The sequence below is a fragment of the Chryseobacterium gilvum genome (genome assembly GCF_025628965.1).
GTDB classification, from domain to species: domain Bacteria; phylum Bacteroidota; class Bacteroidia; order Flavobacteriales; family Weeksellaceae; genus Chryseobacterium; species Chryseobacterium gilvum.
Window position 1 is genome coordinate 384,131 of record NZ_JAOTEN010000001.1, and the last position, 18,451, is coordinate 402,581.

General features: G+C 36.1%; 15 protein-coding genes. 14 read left to right on the plus strand and 1 reads right to left on the minus strand.

The genetic code is table 11. The features are described 5' to 3' along the window. Positions 1–23 precede the first annotated feature (23 nt). Complete coding sequence (locus N0B16_RS01835; protein ID WP_262989011.1) at positions 24–1,790, minus strand: tetratricopeptide repeat-containing sensor histidine kinase; 1,767 nt, start codon at positions 1,788–1,790, stop codon at positions 24–26. A gap of 130 nt (positions 1,791–1,920) precedes the next feature. On the opposite strand from N0B16_RS01835, the gene N0B16_RS01840 reads away from it, so the two are divergent. From N0B16_RS01840 to N0B16_RS01905, 14 genes are all read left to right on the plus strand, one after another. Beyond that, positions 1,921–2,496, plus strand: a complete 576-nt coding sequence (locus N0B16_RS01840; protein ID WP_262989012.1) for a hypothetical protein — start codon at positions 1,921–1,923, stop codon at positions 2,494–2,496. Positions 2,497–2,682: 186 nt separating this feature from the next. Continuing rightward, positions 2,683–3,645, plus strand: a complete 963-nt coding sequence (locus N0B16_RS01845) for a hypothetical protein (RefSeq protein ID WP_262989013.1) — start codon at positions 2,683–2,685, stop codon at positions 3,643–3,645. A 113-nt stretch (positions 3,646–3,758) separates the two neighbouring features. After that, entirely contained in the window at positions 3,759–5,354 is a 1,596-nt protein-coding gene (locus N0B16_RS01850) for a DUF4139 domain-containing protein (protein ID WP_262989014.1), read from the plus strand. A gap of 30 nt (positions 5,355–5,384) precedes the next feature. Then, the gene (locus N0B16_RS01855) at positions 5,385–6,578 is read left to right on the plus strand and encodes a VWA domain-containing protein (protein ID WP_262989015.1); all 1,194 of its coding nucleotides are present in this window, start codon (positions 5,385–5,387) and stop codon (positions 6,576–6,578) included. A gap of 81 nt (positions 6,579–6,659) precedes the next feature. Continuing rightward, entirely contained in the window at positions 6,660–7,040 is a 381-nt protein-coding gene (locus N0B16_RS01860) for a SpoIIAA family protein (protein ID WP_262989016.1), read from the plus strand. A gap of 158 nt (positions 7,041–7,198) precedes the next feature. Then, the gene (locus tag N0B16_RS01865; protein ID WP_262989017.1) at positions 7,199–8,452 is read left to right on the plus strand and encodes a CinA family nicotinamide mononucleotide deamidase-related protein; all 1,254 of its coding nucleotides are present in this window, start codon (positions 7,199–7,201) and stop codon (positions 8,450–8,452) included. A gap of 122 nt (positions 8,453–8,574) precedes the next feature. Further along, positions 8,575–10,611, plus strand: a complete 2,037-nt coding sequence (locus tag N0B16_RS01870) for a M13 family metallopeptidase (protein WP_262989018.1) — start codon at positions 8,575–8,577, stop codon at positions 10,609–10,611. A 168-nt stretch (positions 10,612–10,779) separates the two neighbouring features. Then, positions 10,780–12,867: a M13 family metallopeptidase gene (locus tag N0B16_RS01875; RefSeq protein WP_262989019.1), complete on the plus strand. Its 2,088-nt coding sequence runs from the start codon at positions 10,780–10,782 to the stop codon at positions 12,865–12,867. Positions 12,868–13,085: 218 nt separating this feature from the next. Then, a complete protein-coding gene (locus N0B16_RS01880) occupies positions 13,086–13,532 on the plus strand; it encodes a type VI secretion system contractile sheath small subunit (protein WP_262989020.1) in 447 nt (148 codons plus the stop codon). A gap of 19 nt (positions 13,533–13,551) precedes the next feature. Beyond that, positions 13,552–14,913 (plus strand): DUF5458 family protein, encoded by a 1,362-nt coding sequence (locus N0B16_RS01885; RefSeq protein ID WP_262989021.1) that lies wholly within the window; start codon positions 13,552–13,554, stop codon positions 14,911–14,913. Positions 14,914–14,996: 83 nt separating this feature from the next. After that, positions 14,997–15,452, plus strand: a complete 456-nt coding sequence (locus tag N0B16_RS01890) for a hypothetical protein (protein ID WP_262989022.1) — start codon at positions 14,997–14,999, stop codon at positions 15,450–15,452. A 38-nt stretch (positions 15,453–15,490) separates the two neighbouring features. Continuing rightward, complete coding sequence (gene mutY / locus N0B16_RS01895; RefSeq protein WP_262989023.1) at positions 15,491–16,537, plus strand: A/G-specific adenine glycosylase; 1,047 nt, start codon at positions 15,491–15,493, stop codon at positions 16,535–16,537. Between the two features lie 251 nt (positions 16,538–16,788). Next, positions 16,789–17,346, plus strand: coding sequence for a gliding motility lipoprotein GldD (gene gldD / locus N0B16_RS01900; protein ID WP_262989024.1), 558 nt, complete (start codon positions 16,789–16,791; stop codon positions 17,344–17,346). Between the two features lie 122 nt (positions 17,347–17,468). Next, positions 17,469–18,389: a PfkB family carbohydrate kinase gene (locus tag N0B16_RS01905; RefSeq protein ID WP_262989025.1), complete on the plus strand. Its 921-nt coding sequence runs from the start codon at positions 17,469–17,471 to the stop codon at positions 18,387–18,389. The last annotated feature ends 62 nt before the right edge of the window (positions 18,390–18,451 follow it).

The following is an 18,451-nucleotide window of genomic DNA, read 5'->3' on the forward strand; positions in this document are numbered from 1 at the left end:
ACTTATACAGTTTACATTTCAATCTAAATAATCATCAGGATTTCTACCAAAACGCCGTTTTCCAAATCTTTTATAGTACACGTTATGTCTTTTTTATAGAGATCATTCAAAAGTTTGATCCTTTCTAACGTGTTTTTCATTCCTCGGCCTTCCCGGCTTTTCTGGTGGATGGTTTTCTGTTTTTTACTTTCTTTTATTCCGATTCCGTTGTCTTCGATAAAGATATTCAGAAATTCATTTTTCTTTTCAAATCTGAGCTTTAAAAATCCTTTTTCGCTTCTATAACGCAACCCATGCCAGATTGCATTTTCTAAGAACGGCTGAACCAACATTCCCGGGAGCTGTAGATTCTGCAGGTTCAGATGTTCATCTACGGTAATCTGGTAATCGAACTTATCTGCAAAACGTGTTTTTTCTAACGCTAAATAATTTTCAAGCAGATCCAGTTCCTGCTGAAACGGGATAAAATCTTCCGTTGAATTTTCCATCACGCCGCGCATAAGCTTTGAAAATTTGGTTAAATACTGATTGGCTTCCAGCTCGTTATTGGTTGCAATGAATTGATTGACACTGTTTAAGCTGTTAAATATAAAATGCGGATTCATCTCGCGGCGGAGCGACTGCAATGCGATTTTTTTATTTTTGACCTGAACTTTTTTTAATGTTCTGAATATAAATCCGATTAAAATAATCAAAACGAATAATGTTCCTATTAAACTGTAATTGAAGATGTTTTTTTTGCGGATCAGCTCGTCTTTCAGCTGTTTTTCTTTCTCCAGCTGGCTGATTCTCTGTTCTGTATCTTCCAGAATCTTGTTATCTACCAAACTTCTGTCTTTAGAAACCAGGTCGGGCAATTTTCCAAGAAAATCGCGATACAACTGTACGGAGGCTTCTGTATTTTCTGAAATCTGGTATAAGCTGTCGAGTCTTTTTACACTTTTCTGTGCTTCAAGCGTATGCCCTTTCTGTAAAGCAATTCCGTAGGCATTTTTTAAAAGCTTGATGGCTTCTGTAGGATCATTTTTTTTAATATAAATATCTGCGAGTTCCTGAATCTGTTCTACTTTTTCCTGCGAATTTTTATTGACGAAATCTTCCTGTAAAACTTTCTTTTTGGCTTTAATCGCTTTATCAAAATCTTTATTTTCAAGATAAAAATCAGTTAATTTCTGATTGATTTCCAGAGCCTGCTGCGGCGCATCTTTTTTAGAAATTGAATAGGCGTTATTTAAATTTTTTTCCGCTTTTGGGATATCATTCTGTTTGATGTAAATATCTGCCATCTGACTATAGCTGTCTGCTAATTCAGCTTTTTCGCTTCCTTTGTCAATGATGTCGATGTTGTTTTGTATAGCTTCTGCCTGTATGGTTTGGGATGATGAAGATAATCTTGCGGCATCGTTCGAATTTAATGCTTTTTTCTGTTTAGAGTATCCAATATTAGAGGCGGTTTCGTAATTGGCAACTGCAGATTTTACTTTGTTTTGTTTTTCCTGTGCCTGTGCAAGCTTTCGGGTTACTTTCTCCAGGTTCTGCTTATCGTTTAGTTTTTCGTATAAGCTTTTTGATTTTAAGAGATATTCTTCGCTTTTGGGAAAATTGCCATTATTGAAAAACGTTTCTGCAATGTTATAGTATGAATCTGCCTGTGCAGATTCGTTTTTGGTATCTACGGCCTGCTTCAGCTTTTCAGATTCTGCCTGAACTTCTTTTGCAACACTGACATTCTGAGAATAAAAATTCCCAAAACCCAATAAAAAAAGAAGCGTAACAATCCAAATTTTCATAAAACAAAGATATGCATATATACAGTTTGGCAAAAACTATTCACCAAGTGAAAATACGGCTTTACCAAGTTGACTGCTGTAGACTTTGATCCGACCGCTAAGTTTGCAGTATAATTTAAAATTAATTGTTATGAAAAACAGCTCGCTTTTAATTCATTTTATTCTTTTATGCCTGAGTTGCAATCTGCATTCTCAAACCAAATTAATCTCCTACAAAAGCCATAGCGGGGATATGAAATATTTTGAAAAAAGCATTACAGAAGATCGCTACAATACCAATTATTCCAATCTGGGAATGGCACCCGAAAGGTATGTCACCAATTCGAAACTGGATAGCGTCATTATCATCGACAGCAAAAAAAGTGTCATTGTCACTTCTTTATTCTGCAAAAACGTACGAAGCGGAAACACCGAAAGATGGAAGCCCGGAAGAGATACCGTTTATAATCATCCCGTCTTTTCTGAAGGCAATTTAGACAGTATAAAAAATGTGCTCAGAAAAGAGTACCATTTTAAAAATGATATTGACAGCACAGTATTTCTTAGGTATGATCGTAAGACAAAAAAGTACAAGCCGTTCCGTGTAAAAAAATTAAAAAGAACCGCCGAAATAAGAAATTCTGTAATATCTGAGAAAACAATGTATTCATTGGTGATGAGTATCGCGGTTTTGGGAGCTTTATTTATCTATAAAAAACAGCGTTAGAAATTTGAAATGGGCAGTACATCAGTTGTTTTCAGAAAATTCAATATTTTTTGCGGTGTTTTTTTTCTGCAATTCATCCTTTTTTTTCCGTTGGGCTTTTTGAATAGTTTTCAGTTGAAAATTACTCGTTTTATATTCGGGAATTGCACTCAGTTTTTTTTACAATATTTTCTTCATAAAAAAAATGTGAGAATAGATTACAGTTCAGATAGCAGTTCGATGTTGATCCTAATTCTTATTTTGCTTTTTACATCTGGAGTTTTCAGTTTTGCTATCAGGAAAAAATGGGCAGCGTATTTTTTAGTAATAGCAGAATATGTAGGAGTACTGTATATTTCTGTTATTCTGATAAAATACGGCAGTGACAAAATTTTTCACACTCAGTTTCCGAAGCCTGAATCTAATATTTTATTGACAAGATTCGGGAATCTGGATAAAGATATTGTATTCTGGAGTACAATAGGAACGTCAAAAATCTACAATTCGGTTATAGGCTTTATTGAGTTTTTTACGGGTATTTTATTGTTGTTCAGGCGTTTTCGTGTTTTCGGATTGCTGTTGGCGATCATCAGTTTCACTCAGATACTGATCATCAATATCGGATTTGATATTTCTGTAAAGCTTTTTTCATCTATTTTACTTATAATGAGTATTTTCCTTGTAAGAAAAGAAGGATGGAAGCTCATTTTAAAGATGATTCATCTTCCTAAAGAAACTTTCTTTGACCAGTCTTCGTTTCTGCCTTACACCACTTTTTTTAAAATCCTGGTTGTAGGAATTGTACTGGTTAAAATAGCAATGCCGTATTTGAAGAAAGAAGATCAAAAAAACGCATTGAATATAAGCGGAACTTATCTTGTCACATCTTCAGGAAGCCCCTATCAATATTTATTTTTCCATAAAGACCAATATCTGATTTTTATGGAAAAACATTCTGAAAAAATGACTGTATTTCATTATGATATGTATGTAGATCACTACATAATTCTTGAAGATAACCAACACCATATTTCTAAGCATATATTGTTAGAAAATCATCAGGACAGTACTATTGTTTTTTCTTTTAAAAACCAGATCATACATGCTAAAGCGGTCAATTCTGAAAAAATGAATGTATTGCAAGACAGATTGCATATGTTGATAGATTAATGATTAATCGTGGCAAATAACTATTCACCAAGTCAAAACTCCCATTTACCAAGTTTCTGTAAGTAAGGTTTTATTTCAGAATAACTTTACAGTACAATAATAAATAATAAACTATGCGACATTACTTTTTAATCTTCATATTTTCTTTTTCCTTTTTTAAATCTCAGGAAATCAGGAAAGAAATCGAAGTAAAACAGGCTACCGTTTTTCTGCAGGGTGCAAAAGTGTTCGGAAGTACTCAGGTGAACCTTCAGAAAGGGAGAAATATTGTAAAAATCATCAATCTTCCAAATGATCTTGATGAAAATACCTACAAAATCAATCTTGAGAAAAGCACCACATTGCTTTCTATAACGCCTCAAAGTAGCTTGCCAAAAGGTGACGAATTATCAGAGGAAGAAAAAAAACTGGATGATGAAAGAAAAAAACTGCAGAGACAGGCCGCTCTTTTAAACATTCAGATTAATAATCTTACGGGAGAACAGAATATTATTAATGATAATCTGAAAGTATCGACCAATGACAGGGCTACACCGCAGGAACAGCTCATCAAACTCACTTCATTTTACCGTAAAAGAATGTTGGAAATTGATAATCAGATCTTCTTGCTCAACGAGCAGAAAAGCGTTTTTGATGAAGGAATCGCTAAAATCAATAAGCAATTTTCAGATCAGCAGACCGATAAAAATAAGATCAGAAAAGAACTTCTACTGGAAATTCTTGCAGACCGCGAGATGAGTTTAGATTTAGGAATCAGCTATATCGTTTCCAATGCAGGATGGGTTCCTTCATACGATCTGAGAGCAGAATCTACCAAAAAGCCTTTTGAAATTGTCTACAAAGGAAAAATTTATCAGAGAACCGGCCAGGATTGGAATAATGTAAAACTTTTCGTCTCTACCTACAAACCGTCGTACAACCAAAACAGGCCTATCTTATTACCATTGTATGTCGCCGAATATACTCCATACAATTATGATAAAGACAAAGTAGGGTATGACGCAAAAAAAGTGTCGGAAGAAGTGAATTCTTATCAGATGAGAGATGTATCTGTAGTGGCAAGTCAGGTTCCCGTAGCGACTGTTTCAGACAGCCAGATGAATGTTCTGTATGAACTGAACTACAAGCAAAGTATTGTAAGTCAGGACAAAGAACAATATGTCATTTTAGATAAAAAATCGGTTGATGCGACGTACAAATATCATACGGTTCCAAAGCTGAATAATCAAGTTTTCCTGATGGCTTTTGTGAAAAACTGGCAAACCTTCAATCTTATTTCCGGAGAAGCCAATATTTATTTTGAAGACAATTACATCGGAAAAACCAATATTACGAGCAATTACATAAAAGACGAATTCCCGATTTCGCTGGGTGTTGATGAAAGAATTGTCGTAAAAAGAACAAAAATTGAAGATAAAACTGCACAAAAAAATTTCAATACCAATAAATGGGATACCGAATCTTATCAGATCACGATCAGAAATAACACCAAAGAAAGTATCGAGCTGGAAATTCTGGATCAGCTGCCAATCAGTGAAAACTCAAAAATTACAGTAAAAACGCTCAATATAGGTGATGGGATTCTGGATGCTAAAACAGGAAGTATTCTCTGGAACCGGAAAATAAACAGCGGGGATTCTGAAAAGATCAATTTCTCATTCGAAGTGAGATATCCTAAAGAAATGCAGATACAATATTATAACAGATAATTAATAGTAGTAATCACTAAAAAATACACAATGACAACTTTAAAAATCTTTACATTAGCAATAGGTGCCGCCGCTTTTCTAAGTGCTAAAAACCTTTCAGACAGTAGTTGCAGCAATAATAACCAAAATAGGCAGGTCATAGAAACTCAAACTTTGCCCAATCCGGAAAAACCCGTGATAAAAGAGAACAAAATTCAGGTCGCTTTATTACTGGATACTTCAAACAGTATGGATGGGCTGATTGATCAGGCAAAATCCAGGCTTTGGAATATTGTAAACACGTTAACCACGCTTAAATATAACGGACAGGCTCCACAAATCGAAATCGCCTTATACGAATATGGAAACGACGGGCTGAAAGATGAAAACTACATAAGACAAGTTACTCCGTTGACGCAGGACCTTGATCTTGTTTCGGAAAAACTGTTTGCGCTGAGAACCAACGGCGGAAGTGAATATTGCGGAGCGGTAATTCGTGATGCATCTATGAATCTGAATTGGGATACTAACGAAAAAAGCATGAAGTTGATTTATATCGCAGGAAATGAAGCGTTTGATCAGGGTAAAATAAATTATAAAGAAGTTATTTCTAAAGCCAAAAACAAGAAAATTTATACCAATACCATTTTCTGCGGAAGCAGAGATGAAGGGATTCAGTCTTTCTGGCAAAACGGAGCAAATCTGGGAGAAGGAAAATTTTTTAATATCGACAGTGACCGGAAAGTAATCGATATCGCAACACCTTATGATCTAAAAATTTCAGAATACAATTTAAAATTAAATGATACTTATATTTCCTACGGAATCAGAGGTTCAGAATATAAAAGCAAGCAGGTAACCCAGGATTCTAATGCAGAAATGCAGTCAGTGTCAAATGCTGTAGAACGTACAGTAAGCAAATCAAAGAAAAATGCTTATAAAAATGATCATTGGGATCTGGTAGACAAGGCTGAAAAAGACATGGGATATATTGCAACCATCAAGCAGGAGGAACTTCCTTCCGAGCTGAAAGGAAAAAGCAAGGAAGAGATTAAAAAAATTGTTGCGCTGAAATCTGAAGACCGCAAAAAAATTCAGCAGGAAATAGAAAGTCTGGCTAAAAAGAGACAGGATTTTATTGATGGAGAAATGAAAAAAAGAGGAAGTTCAGATTCTGATGATCTGGGCAAAGCCATCGAAAAATCAATCGTAGAACTGGCCCGGAAAAATGGGTATCACTTATAAAAATAATTTCGGAAGAGGTTATATGATTGTATGGTTTAATTATTGATACAATAAAAAATCACTCAATCAAAAAAATATAATATGATCACAATTATTAATGATGCCCCTGAAAATGTTGCTGCCTTCAAAGCTACAGGCGAAATAACAAAAGAAGATTTTGAGAATCTCGTCATTCCTCATGTAAAGAAAAAAGTAGAGCAGTTCGGAGAATTGAATTATCTGCTGTATTTAGATACCGATTTAGACCAGTTTACAGCAGGAGCATGGCTTCAGGATGTATTTTTAGGATTAAAAAACATCACAAAATGGAATCGTGCGGCAATCGTTACAGATAAAGAAGGAGTCCAGAAATTTACAGATATTTTCAGTGTGGTTATGCCCGGAGAATTTAAGTCTTTCCCCAAAGACAACCTGTACAACGCATTTTATTGGTGCGAAAACGGAAACGAAGTTGAAAATTAAAATTAGAAGGAGAGAAGCGTTTGCTTCTCTTTTTTATTGCCGAAGATACAAATCATCCGTTCATAATGCAGTATTTCTCATCAAAGATATAGAATCATTGTATTGTTTTCTCTGTAGATTTTACCGTCATTTGTAAAGAATTTTTTTTAACTATCAATATGAAAAAAGCCATTCTGATTACCATTGGTGACGAGATTCTTTCAGGAAATACAATAGACACCAATTCAAATTTTATAGCCACTGAACTTAAAAATATCGGGATACAAGTTTCAGAGATTTTTACCATTTCGGATGAGATCGGGAAAATTAAATCCACTTTACAACTGGCTTTTGAATCTGCGGATGTTGTCATTACAACCGGCGGATTGGGCCCTACAAGAGACGATAAAACAAAAAAAGCGCTTGCTGAGTTCTTCAATGATGAAATTGCTTTGGATGAGGTTACTTTTGAGCATCTCAAAAAATATATGGCAAAAAGGGGGCGACTGGAAATTTTAGAAAGAAACCGTGAACAGGCCTTTGTTCCTACAACATCTACGGTTTTTCAAAACCATTACGGAACCGCGCCCTGCATGATGATGCAACTCGGTGAGAAACTGTCTTTCAGTCTTCCTGGAGTTCCTTATGAGGTAAAACCGTTATTAAAAGACCAGATCATTCCTTATTTAAAAGAAAAATTTAATCTGAATTATATAACATCGAGAATTGTTTCGGTGGTCGGAATTCCGGAAAGTATTTTAGCAGATAGGATAGAATCCTGGGAACTTGCGCTTCCCGAAAATCTGTCTTTATCGTATCTTCCCGTAGGAACCAGGGTTAAATTAAGACTGACAGCCATAGGTACAGATCATGTTTTCCTCCATAAGCAGCTTGAAGATGAAATTAAAAAGCTGTTTCCCATTATCGGAGAGCATATTATTGCGACTACTGAAGATAAAATCGAAAAAATACTTGGCGAAATCTTAACGGAAAAAAAACTTACCGTCTCTACGGCAGAAAGCTGTACCGGAGGTGAATTGGCGAGATTAATTGTTTCCAGCCCCGGAAGCTCTACATATTTTATGGGCGGGGTAATTCCTTACGCAACAGAAAAGAAAATCGAAATTTTAAAAGTTTCACAAAACACCGTCGATGCATATACTGTAGTAAGCGAAGAGGTTGCGTCAGAAATGTCAAAAGGGTGTCAGAAAATGTTCGGGACAGATATTTCGCTTTCCACCACAGGAGTTGCGGGTCCCGGAAAAGGAGAAGACGGTAAAGAAGTGGGAACAGTGTATTATACCATAAGAATCCATGATCAGGAAAAAACCTCAAAATTATATCTTCCTCATCTGGAACGTTCAGATTTTTCTTATTTCGTATCGCAGAAAATTATCCAGGATTTGGTGGAACTGCTGATTAATACACAATAATTCAGGATTATATAAAGTGATTGTTACAAAAAATGATCATTTTGTAATATTTAATTAAATTTGTTATGAAGATCAGTAACGAATTCAAAAAAACAGATACTTATTGTATAAATTGTTAAAATATGAAAAAATTAACCCTTTCTTTATCTCTGTTAGCAGGAATCTGTACCCAAACTATAGTAAATGCACAAACCAGTACAGGAGATAAAGGATTAGACATCACTTTGATGGATAAATCTATCCGTCCACAGGATGATTTTTATAATTATGTAAGCGGAACGTGGATGAAAACCGCTAAAATCCCTTCTGATAAACCTACTTGGGGAAGCTTCAACAAGTTAGCCGATGATACGGATAACAATTCCATGACGATTTTAAATTCTCTTTTAAAAGATAAATTTGCAGACGGGAGTGAAGGCAAAAAAATCCAGGATTTGTACGCAACGTACATGAATATGCAGAAGAGAAATGCAGACGGGATCAAGCCTATTCAGGAAAACCTCAACAAAATCGATGCAATCAAAAACCTGAATGATCTTCAGAATTATTTAACCTCAGTTACAAAAGAAGGTGAAAACACATTCTACGGATGGGGAGTAGATGCAGATCTTAAAGATTCTAAGATGAACGCCGTTTACCTTGGCAATGCTTCGCTTGGTTTGGGAAGAGATTATTACCAGAAAGTAAACGAAAAAAATACGGAAGCTCTTGCTGAATATCAGAAATATGTAGCTTCTATGCTTAAAGAATTAGGATATACAAATGCTGATGCTGCTGCAAAAGGTATTGTAGATTACGAAAAAAGCATTGCTAAAACATATCTTACCAATGAGCAGAGCCGTGATAATACCTTACAGTACAACCCGGAAACGATGGCTCAGCTTTCTGCATTGGTGAAAAATGTAGATTTGCCGTCGTATCTTAAAAAAGTAGGGGTTTCTACAGATAAAGTAATCATCGGTGAATTGGGATATTATAAAAACTTTGATAAACTGGTAAGTACTCAGAATCTTCCGGTAATCAAAGATTATCTTAAATTTCATATGGTTCATGGGAGTGCTTCTTATCTAAGTGAGAAATTAGGAGACATGAAATTTGCGTTCTACGGAAAATATCTTAGAGGTCAGCAAGAGCAGAGAGCTTTAAACAAAAGAGGATATGAATTGATCAACGGTTCTTTGGGTGAGGCTTTCGGTAAATTATATGTTGAAAAATATTTCCCTGCTGAAGCAAAAGCTCAGATGGTAGAATTGATCGATTATTTAAAGAAAAGTTTTGCCGTTCATATCAATAATTTAGCATGGATGTCTTCTACAACAAAGGAAAAAGCAATGAATAAGCTGAATAAGTTTACTGTAAAAGTTGCGTATCCGGATAAATGGAAAGATTATTCTAAATTACAGATCGTTTCTGAAGCAAAAGGCGGAAATTTATATTCAAACCTTCAAAACCTTTCAGAATGGCAATACAACAAAGATTTAGCAAAGATCGGAAAACCGGTAGATAAATCTGAATGGGGAATGACGCCTCAAACCGTGAATGCTTATTATAATCCGGTAAACAACGAAATCGTTTTCCCTGCTGCAATTTTACAGCCGCCTTTCTTTAATCCTAAAGCTGATGCTGCAGTGAATTTTGGAGGAATCGGTGCCGTAATCGGTCACGAAATGAGCCACGGATTTGATGATTCGGGAGCACAGTTTGATGCAGACGGTAATTTGGTAGACTGGTGGACTCCGGAAGATAAAGCCAACTTCGAAAAAGCGACAAAAGCTTTGGCTTCTCAGTACGATAAATACGAGCCGGTAAAAGGAACTTTCGTAAACGGTACGTTCACAAACGGTGAAAATATTGCTGACTTAGGCGGAGTAAATATCGCTTATGATGCATTACAAATGTATTTAAAAGATAAAGGAAATCCGGGTGTAATAAGTGGTTACACGCAGGATCAGAGGTTTTTCCTAAGCTGGGCAACGGTTTGGAGAACACTATCAAGTGAAAAATATATGGTCAACCAGGTAAAAACAGATCCGCATTCGCCTGGATATTTCAGAAGTTTCGGGCCTCTTACCAATGTCGATGCATTTTACAAAGCATTTGATGTGAAACAGGGAGACAAATTATACAAAAAACCGGAAGAAAGAATTAAAATCTGGTAATATTCAAAGCCGCTCAGAAATGAGCGGTTTTTTTATGGCCCATGTTTTTAATTTAATATATACTGAATACTCAATTGATATAAAAACTTATTTAAAATTCTATGAAGCATTAATGATTTAACATAATTTCATTATATTTGGTAAGTATGTAATAATCAAAATAGTATTATGAAAAAGATAAATATCGCAATACTTGCCTTTTCAGGAATTGTATTTTTAAATTCGTGCGGAACCGCAAAAACCGTGAACACATCTCCGGAAAAAGAAACTGCAGTGATGGTCGAAGAACCCGTAAAACAGGAAATGAAAGAAGAAGGGATCAATCTGTCTTATATAGATAAAACTGTGCGCCCACAAGACGATTTCTTTACTTATGTCAACGGAAACTGGATGAAAACAACACAGATTCCTTCCGATAAAGCAAGTTGGGGATCATTCAATGCGCTGAGAGAAAACGTAGATGATGCTTCTCTCGATATTTTAAATAAAATTTTATCCGAAAAATATGACGAAGGATCCGAAGGCCAGAAAATTCAGAATCTGTATGCATCTTTTATGGATGTCAGCAAAAGAAATGCGGAAGGCTTAAAACCGGTTAAAAGTGATCTTGCAAAGATTGATGCGATCAAAAATATAAATGACCTTCAGAAATATTTACTGGAAGCCACAAAATTGGGAGACAATTCTTTCTATGGATGGAGAGTAAGTGCAGATCTGAAAGATTCTAAAATGAATGCAGTGTATCTTGGAGGTCCGGATCTTGGTCTGGGAAGAGATTATTACCAGAAAGTAAACGAAGCCAACACAAAAACTTTGGCGGAATACCAGAATTATGTAGCGAAACTGTTTGGAGTTTTAGGATATAAAAATTCAGATCAGGCTGCAAAAAATGTAGTGGATTTTGAAAAACAGCTGGCTAATTATTTATTGACTCTTGAGCAGAACAGAGATGCCAATTTAAGATATAACCCTAAAAAGGTATCTGAACTTTCAGGTTTGGTTAAAAATGTTAATCTGGCAAAATATCTTTCCGATGCAGGCGTAAATACCGATAAAGTGATTGTAGGCGAGCTGAAATATTACCAGAATATGGATCAGTTTCTGACGCAGAAAAATCTTCCTTTGCTGAAAGATTATCTTAAATATCATATTCTCAATGGCAATGCAAGCAGCCTGGATGAAAATTTAGACACCATCCGTTTTGATTTTTATTCTAAATATCTGCAGGGCCAGAAAGAGCAGCGTGCGATGGATAAGAGAGGTTTGGCGCTCGTGAACGGAGTTTTGGGAGAAGCTTTCGGTAAATTATATGTCGAAAAATATTTCAGCCCGGAATCCAAGCAGCAGATGGAAGTGTACATCGATTACATTCTAAAATCATTCAAAAACCATATCAACGAGATGGATTGGATGTCGCCGGAAACCAAAGTAAAAGCACAGGAAAAATTATCAAAATTCACTGTGAAAATCGCGTATCCGGATCAGTGGAAAGATTATTCAAAACTGAAAGTCGATCAGGGTGCAAGTTTATACTCAAATCTGCAGAATGTTTCTGCATGGCAATATCAGAAAAGCCTTGAGAAGGTAGGAAAACCGGTTGACAAAACAGAATGGGGAATGTCTCCGCAAACGGTAAATGCATATTATAGCGGTTCGAATAACGAGATCGTATTTCCTGCAGCCATTCTCCAGCCGCCTTTTTATAACCCGAAAGCAGATGCTGCCGTTAATTTCGGTGGGATCGGTGCTGTAATCGGTCACGAAATTTCTCATGGCTTCGATGACAGCGGATCTCGTTTCGACGGAGACGGCAACCTGAATAATTGGTGGACAGAACAGGACCGTAAGAACTTTGACGCAAAAGTAGCGCAGTTGGCGTCGCAATACAGCACGTATGAGCCTGTAAAAGGAAGCTTCGTAAACGGTAAATTTACAAGTGGCGAAAATATCGGTGATTTAGGCGGTGTTGCGGTTGCATACGACGCGCTTCAGATGTATCTTAAAGACCATGGAAATCCCGGCCCGATCAGCGGTTATACGCAGGATCAGCGGTTTTTCCTAAGCTGGGCAACGGTCTGGAGAACCAAATCTACCGATCAATATATGATGAATCAGGTAAAAACAGACCCGCATTCTCCGGGATATTTCAGGGCATTCGGGCCTTTGGTGAATCAGGATAGCTTTATGAAAGCATTTGATATCAAACCGGGAGATAAATTGTATAAAGCTCCGGAAGAAAGAATAAAAATCTGGTAAATAGCCAATAGAATAATAAAGCACATCAGTAGAATGTGCTTTATTGCTTTTTAAATAGTAATGAATTAAACAATAATTATTGTTAATATAAAATCTTTATGATGAATTATTCATGAAAAAGATGTTGTATGTTCCAGTTTTTTTTTAAATTTAAGCATTGGATTGGTCAATTTTTTGCTGATTCAAAACCAAATCAAAAATCTCAAAATAATAATAATATGGCAATGTTTAATTATGGTGTTGGCGGAAACGAAGTCAAAGTCGATGCTAATGAAGCGATTCAGGAAATCCAGGAAAATAAATCACTCATTGTAAGCCAGCTTACCACCGATGAATCCTATGTTCCCGAAATTGTGACAGGTTTAAAAACGATGGATGACGTTTTCAGACATTTTCAGCCCTCCGTTGCGGTACAGCATGAGGCGGAAGACGGAAAAGTTGTGGAAGAAGAATTCCGTTTTCAGAGTCTTTCAGACTTTACTCCCAAAAATCTTACTCAAAAATCAGGGTATCTTCAGCAGCTGAGCATGGAGCAGGAGCAGTACAATAAAATTGTACGCCAGCTTAAAAACAACAAGATCCTGCGCAATATGCTGGAAAATGAGCAGTCAAGAGCTGCCTTTATCGAAGCCCTGAAAGAAGTAGCACAGGAACTTGAAAAATAATTAAACACCTATCACAATCATGGACAGTAAATTACAGGCTTCAGAAAGCCAGCAACATAATCAACAGCAGCAATCCGGAAAACCGAAAGGGAATCCCATTGAAGAGCTTAGCAAAATAGGAGGTTTTGGTTTTATAGAATCTGTCGTAGACGGAATCGCCAATATGAACCCTACCAGAAAAGCACGTAAAGAAATTTTCCTCAACGACGCCAATAAAGCGGAAGAAAGAAAGGAACTGGCTCAGAAAATCAATCTTTGGGTAGAGCTTTTAAGTACCAACGAATCTGCAGAACAAATGGCGGAAACCTGCAAAGACAAAGCCCATAAAGCGGAAGAAAGCTTAAAATCAAACTTAAAAAATACGTTGGATGCTGTTCGTCAGTTAGAAACTTCGTACAGAACGGTAGCTCAGTTTTACAAAAATACAGAATTAGATAAGGTAGATAACGTAAGTATCGTTAATGCTACTTTAGAACAGGTTTCAGATTTGGATAATCCATTGTTTATTGATGCGATCTCAGAAGAATTCAAGCAGTATTATGACCGTTTGGATTTAAGGGATAACTATTCGATATTGGCAATTCCCGGATATTTGGGTTCAAATAAAGTAATCGAAAAATGGGCAAAAATCTGTAACGAAAATAAAGTGATGATGGTGACCGATTTTGCCAATCTGGATAAGCCGGATGACGTGGTAGATCTTTTCCATTCAGCGAATCTTACAGGTGGCGAATTGCACAGAAGTAACGTGATTATGACCTGCAACTGGCTTGTAGGGCGTGGTAAAGCTGAAGAAGTGGGAGAGGAGGAAAATGTAGAGCTTCCGCCATCAACTTCATTAGCAGGAAAAATCCATAAAACTTTAATGTCTCAGGTTGCCGCCGGTAAAAAACACGGAAACATCAATGAAGTGGATGCCGTAAAATTTGAACTAAAGAAAAGTGAAATTTCACAGCTGGAAAAAATGGGGCTTGTTCCGATGGTGAATGAATACGGGAAAATCATGGCATTTTCAGCAAAAACATTATTTACAGGAGATAATATCGGGCTTCAGACCTATTCAGTTGTACGTGTTTTTGATTATGTGACCAAGGTTTTACTGGATTTCCTCAACAGAAGAGCATTTGAAAACTGGAATGCAAGAAATGAAGATGACCTGAGAAAGCAGATTGTTACCTTTTTAGATAATATCAAAGGTCCGGATAAGCTGATTGAGAAATTCAAAATTGTTCGTTTCGAGCAGGACAAAGTGAATAAAGACAGAGTCTGGCTCGATATCAGACTGACGCCATATTTCCCGACCAAAAGTTTTGTGATCAAATTAGACGGTCACAAAGGGGATGATGGAAACGAGTGGGATGCACAATATACACAGGACTAATTTCCTGAATAATCATACATAAACCGATGCGTTAAAAACATCGGTTTTTTTCTGTAATAATATAAGATTATAAAACAATGCTGATGAAAAATAGTGTATTCTTATTTTCTCTTATTTTTCTTATCACAAGCTGTGAGAAAAAATATCAAAGGCCTGCAGAATATCAGGTTGATCTTTTTGAAAACGAACGCAACCAGGCCAATCAGCCTTATATTATGAATGAAGATGAAGCCTACGATGCAAGCGAAATGGTTATTACCGCCTCAGATATAACCGTTTCAGACAGCTCTGTCGGCCGTGGAAAACCATTTTATATCTACAGGCTGAATTCCGGGCATCTTTTAAAAACAAAAACAGATTCTGTAATTCGTTATCCGTTTACTTTTCTGTCAAATCAAAAACTGAATTTTAAAAATAAAGATTCTGTATACATTTATTTGCAAAAGCTGAGTGGATACAGATTGATTGCGGAAGAAAAAAAGATAAAATATCAGTGGCTCAAAGCGGCTCCGGTTTATCAGGTGAAAGCTGAACAATAAAATTTATCTTTGCAGAAGTATCATAAATAATTACTTTTTTGAAAAATATAGAACACGATTCGGGTTTCCATCATATCGGTCACAAGCTTCTGGATTGGTACGGAAAGAATGCGAGAAATTTGCCGTTCAGAAATACAAAAGATCCTTACAAAATCTGGATCTGTGAGATCGTTTTTCAGCAGACAAGAATCACACAGGGCCTGAATCATTATAATAATTTCATCAAAAGATTTCCGGATGTACAGACTTTAGCCACTGCTGAAGAAGATGAGGTTTTATTATATTGGAAAGGTTTGGGATATTATTCCAGGGCCATTAATATTCATAAAGCTGCACAACAGATTATTAATGAATATCACGGGGTTTTTCCTTCAGAATATGAAGAAATTTTACAATTAAAAGGTGTCGGAAAATATACTGCCGCTGCCATTTCAAGCATTTGCTTCGGAGCAAAACTTCCTGCCGTTGACGGAAATTTTTACAGAGTGCTGAGCAGGATTTTTGCAGATGATTTCGATGTTTCCACTTCACAGGCGTTTACTTATTTTTCACAATTGGCACATTTGATACTTCCGGAAAATGCGGGAGATTTTAATCAGGCGATGATGGATTTAGGGTCGGAAATATGTAAACCCAAAAATCCGCTTTGTCCGGAATGTCCTTTGCGGGAAGATTGTCTTGCATTTTCGCTTGACCGGGTTTCAGAATTCCCGGTTAAGAAGAAAAAAGTAAAAACAGTAGATTTAGCGTTAAAATATTATTTTGTTCACAGAGACGGCAGGTTTTTAATTCAGCAGCGAAAAGATGACTTTATCTGGAAAAAATTATTTGAATTTCCATCTGAGATTCCTGAAGAATTAATTCCGTTTATCAAAAGCGTAAAGATGATCAGTCACAAATTGACCCACAAGAATTTGAGCATTGAGATTTTTAATGTCGAGGTTGATTCAGCTGAAGTTTGGGAAGATTTCATCGGCAAAAACGAGTATGTTATAACCGATTTTGAAGGATCTCACGAAAAGTCTTTTCCAAAACCACTGGAAAATTATATTCAGAATTATCACACAGCGTACAGGTTTTTATGATTATAAAGTAAGGGCTCTACATAAATGCGATGGTAATTAATAACTAGTAATAGATTCTTCCTTCGTTAGAATGACAATCGCATGGTAAATCGTTCTTGCTAAAAAGTCCTTTCGAACTTATAAAGTTTAATAATCAAATCTTAATATCTTTTGCATTAAAACAAATAAGGTTTAAATAAATTCAGCCATAAACTCATTTAATCCTGAAATTTGTCTTCCGAAATCTGAAATCTAATTTGTACTTTTGCAAAATGATTAAAAAAGTCATTTTTATTTTTCTTTCACTGGTTTTATTTTCATGCGAAAAAGAGGCTAATCCAAAGCCTTACGGTGAATTGCGGTTAGAATACCCGGCTCCGAAATATCATCAATTTGAATCTGACTGTTCGTATACTTTCGAGTACTCAGCTTTTGCAAAAATGACAAATGCAAAAAAGCCGTGTTGGTTTTATCTGAATTACCCGAAAATGAAAGCGAAAATATTCGTTACCTATTATCCTATTCAGAATGATTTTGCAGATCACGTAAGAGAAGCTGAAAAAATGGTGTATGAACATACCATCAAAGCCAGCTCCATAGACACAAAATCGTTCGAATATCCTGAGAAAAAAGTCTATGGAAATTTTTATGAGCTGAAAGGGCAGAGTGCTTCCAATCTTCAGTTTTATGCGACAGACAGCACGAAACATTTTGTAACCGCTTATCTCTATTTTAATACAAGACCAAAACCGGATTCTTTAGCTCCTGCTGTGAATTACATCAAAAAAGATATGATGCATTTGCTGGATACTTTTGAGTGGAAAAAATAAATTTAAAAATATAAAAATACATATGACATCGTAGATTCCATATGACCTTTAAAAAAAAATATAAAAATACATATGACATCGCAAGATTCCATATGGCCTTTAAATAAAATATAAAAATACATATGAAACTTTTAGTTGTAGGAAGTGTAGCATTTGATGCGATAGAAACACCATTCGGGAAAACGGATAAAATATTAGGCGGAGCAGCCACGTATATTGGGATTACGTCATCAATTCTAGGGGTAAAATCTGGAATTGTTTCTATCGTGGGAGGTGATTTTCCACAAGAGCATCTTGATATGTTCACCGGCAGAGATATTAATATTGAAGGCATTGAGATCGTAAAAGAAGGGAAAACTTTTTTCTGGTCCGGAAAATATCATAATGATTTAAATACAAGGGATACTTTAGCAACAGAAGTGAATGTTCTGGAGAATTTTGATCCTAAAATCCCAGCTTCTATGCAGGATGCAGATGTACTTCTTTTAGGAAACCTGCATCCCGGAGTTCAGCTTTCGGTTCTTGAAAAAATGAATCAGCGTCCGAAGCTTGTCATTTTAGACACCATGAATTTCTGGATGGATTCTGCAATGGATATTTTGAAGGAAATGATTGCCAAAACTGATGTGATCAGCATCAATGACGAGGAAGCAAGACAGCTTTCAGGGGAATATTCTCTGGTAAAAGCGGCAAAGAAAATCCATACAATGGGACCAAAATTTGTGATTATCAAAAAAGGGGAGCATGGTGCATTGCTTTTCCATGATGATAAGATTTTCGCGATTCCTGCGCTTCCTCTGGAAGAAGTTTTCGATCCTACAGGAGCCGGAGATACTTTTGCGGGAGGTTTCGCGGCATATCTAGCCAAAAAGGGAAAATTTGATTTTGAAACCATGAAATCTGCATTGATCGTGGGTTCTGCAATGGCATCTTTTACCGTTGAAAAATTCGGGACCGAAAGAATCGAAGAAGTGACCGAAGCAGATATGCTGAAAAGGGTAAAAGAATTCAAAGAATTGACTACTTTTGAGGTTGAGCTTTAATCATCAAGCTTTTTAAGAAATATTTATAATAAAAAATTAAGGTAAATTCATTAAGAATTCTA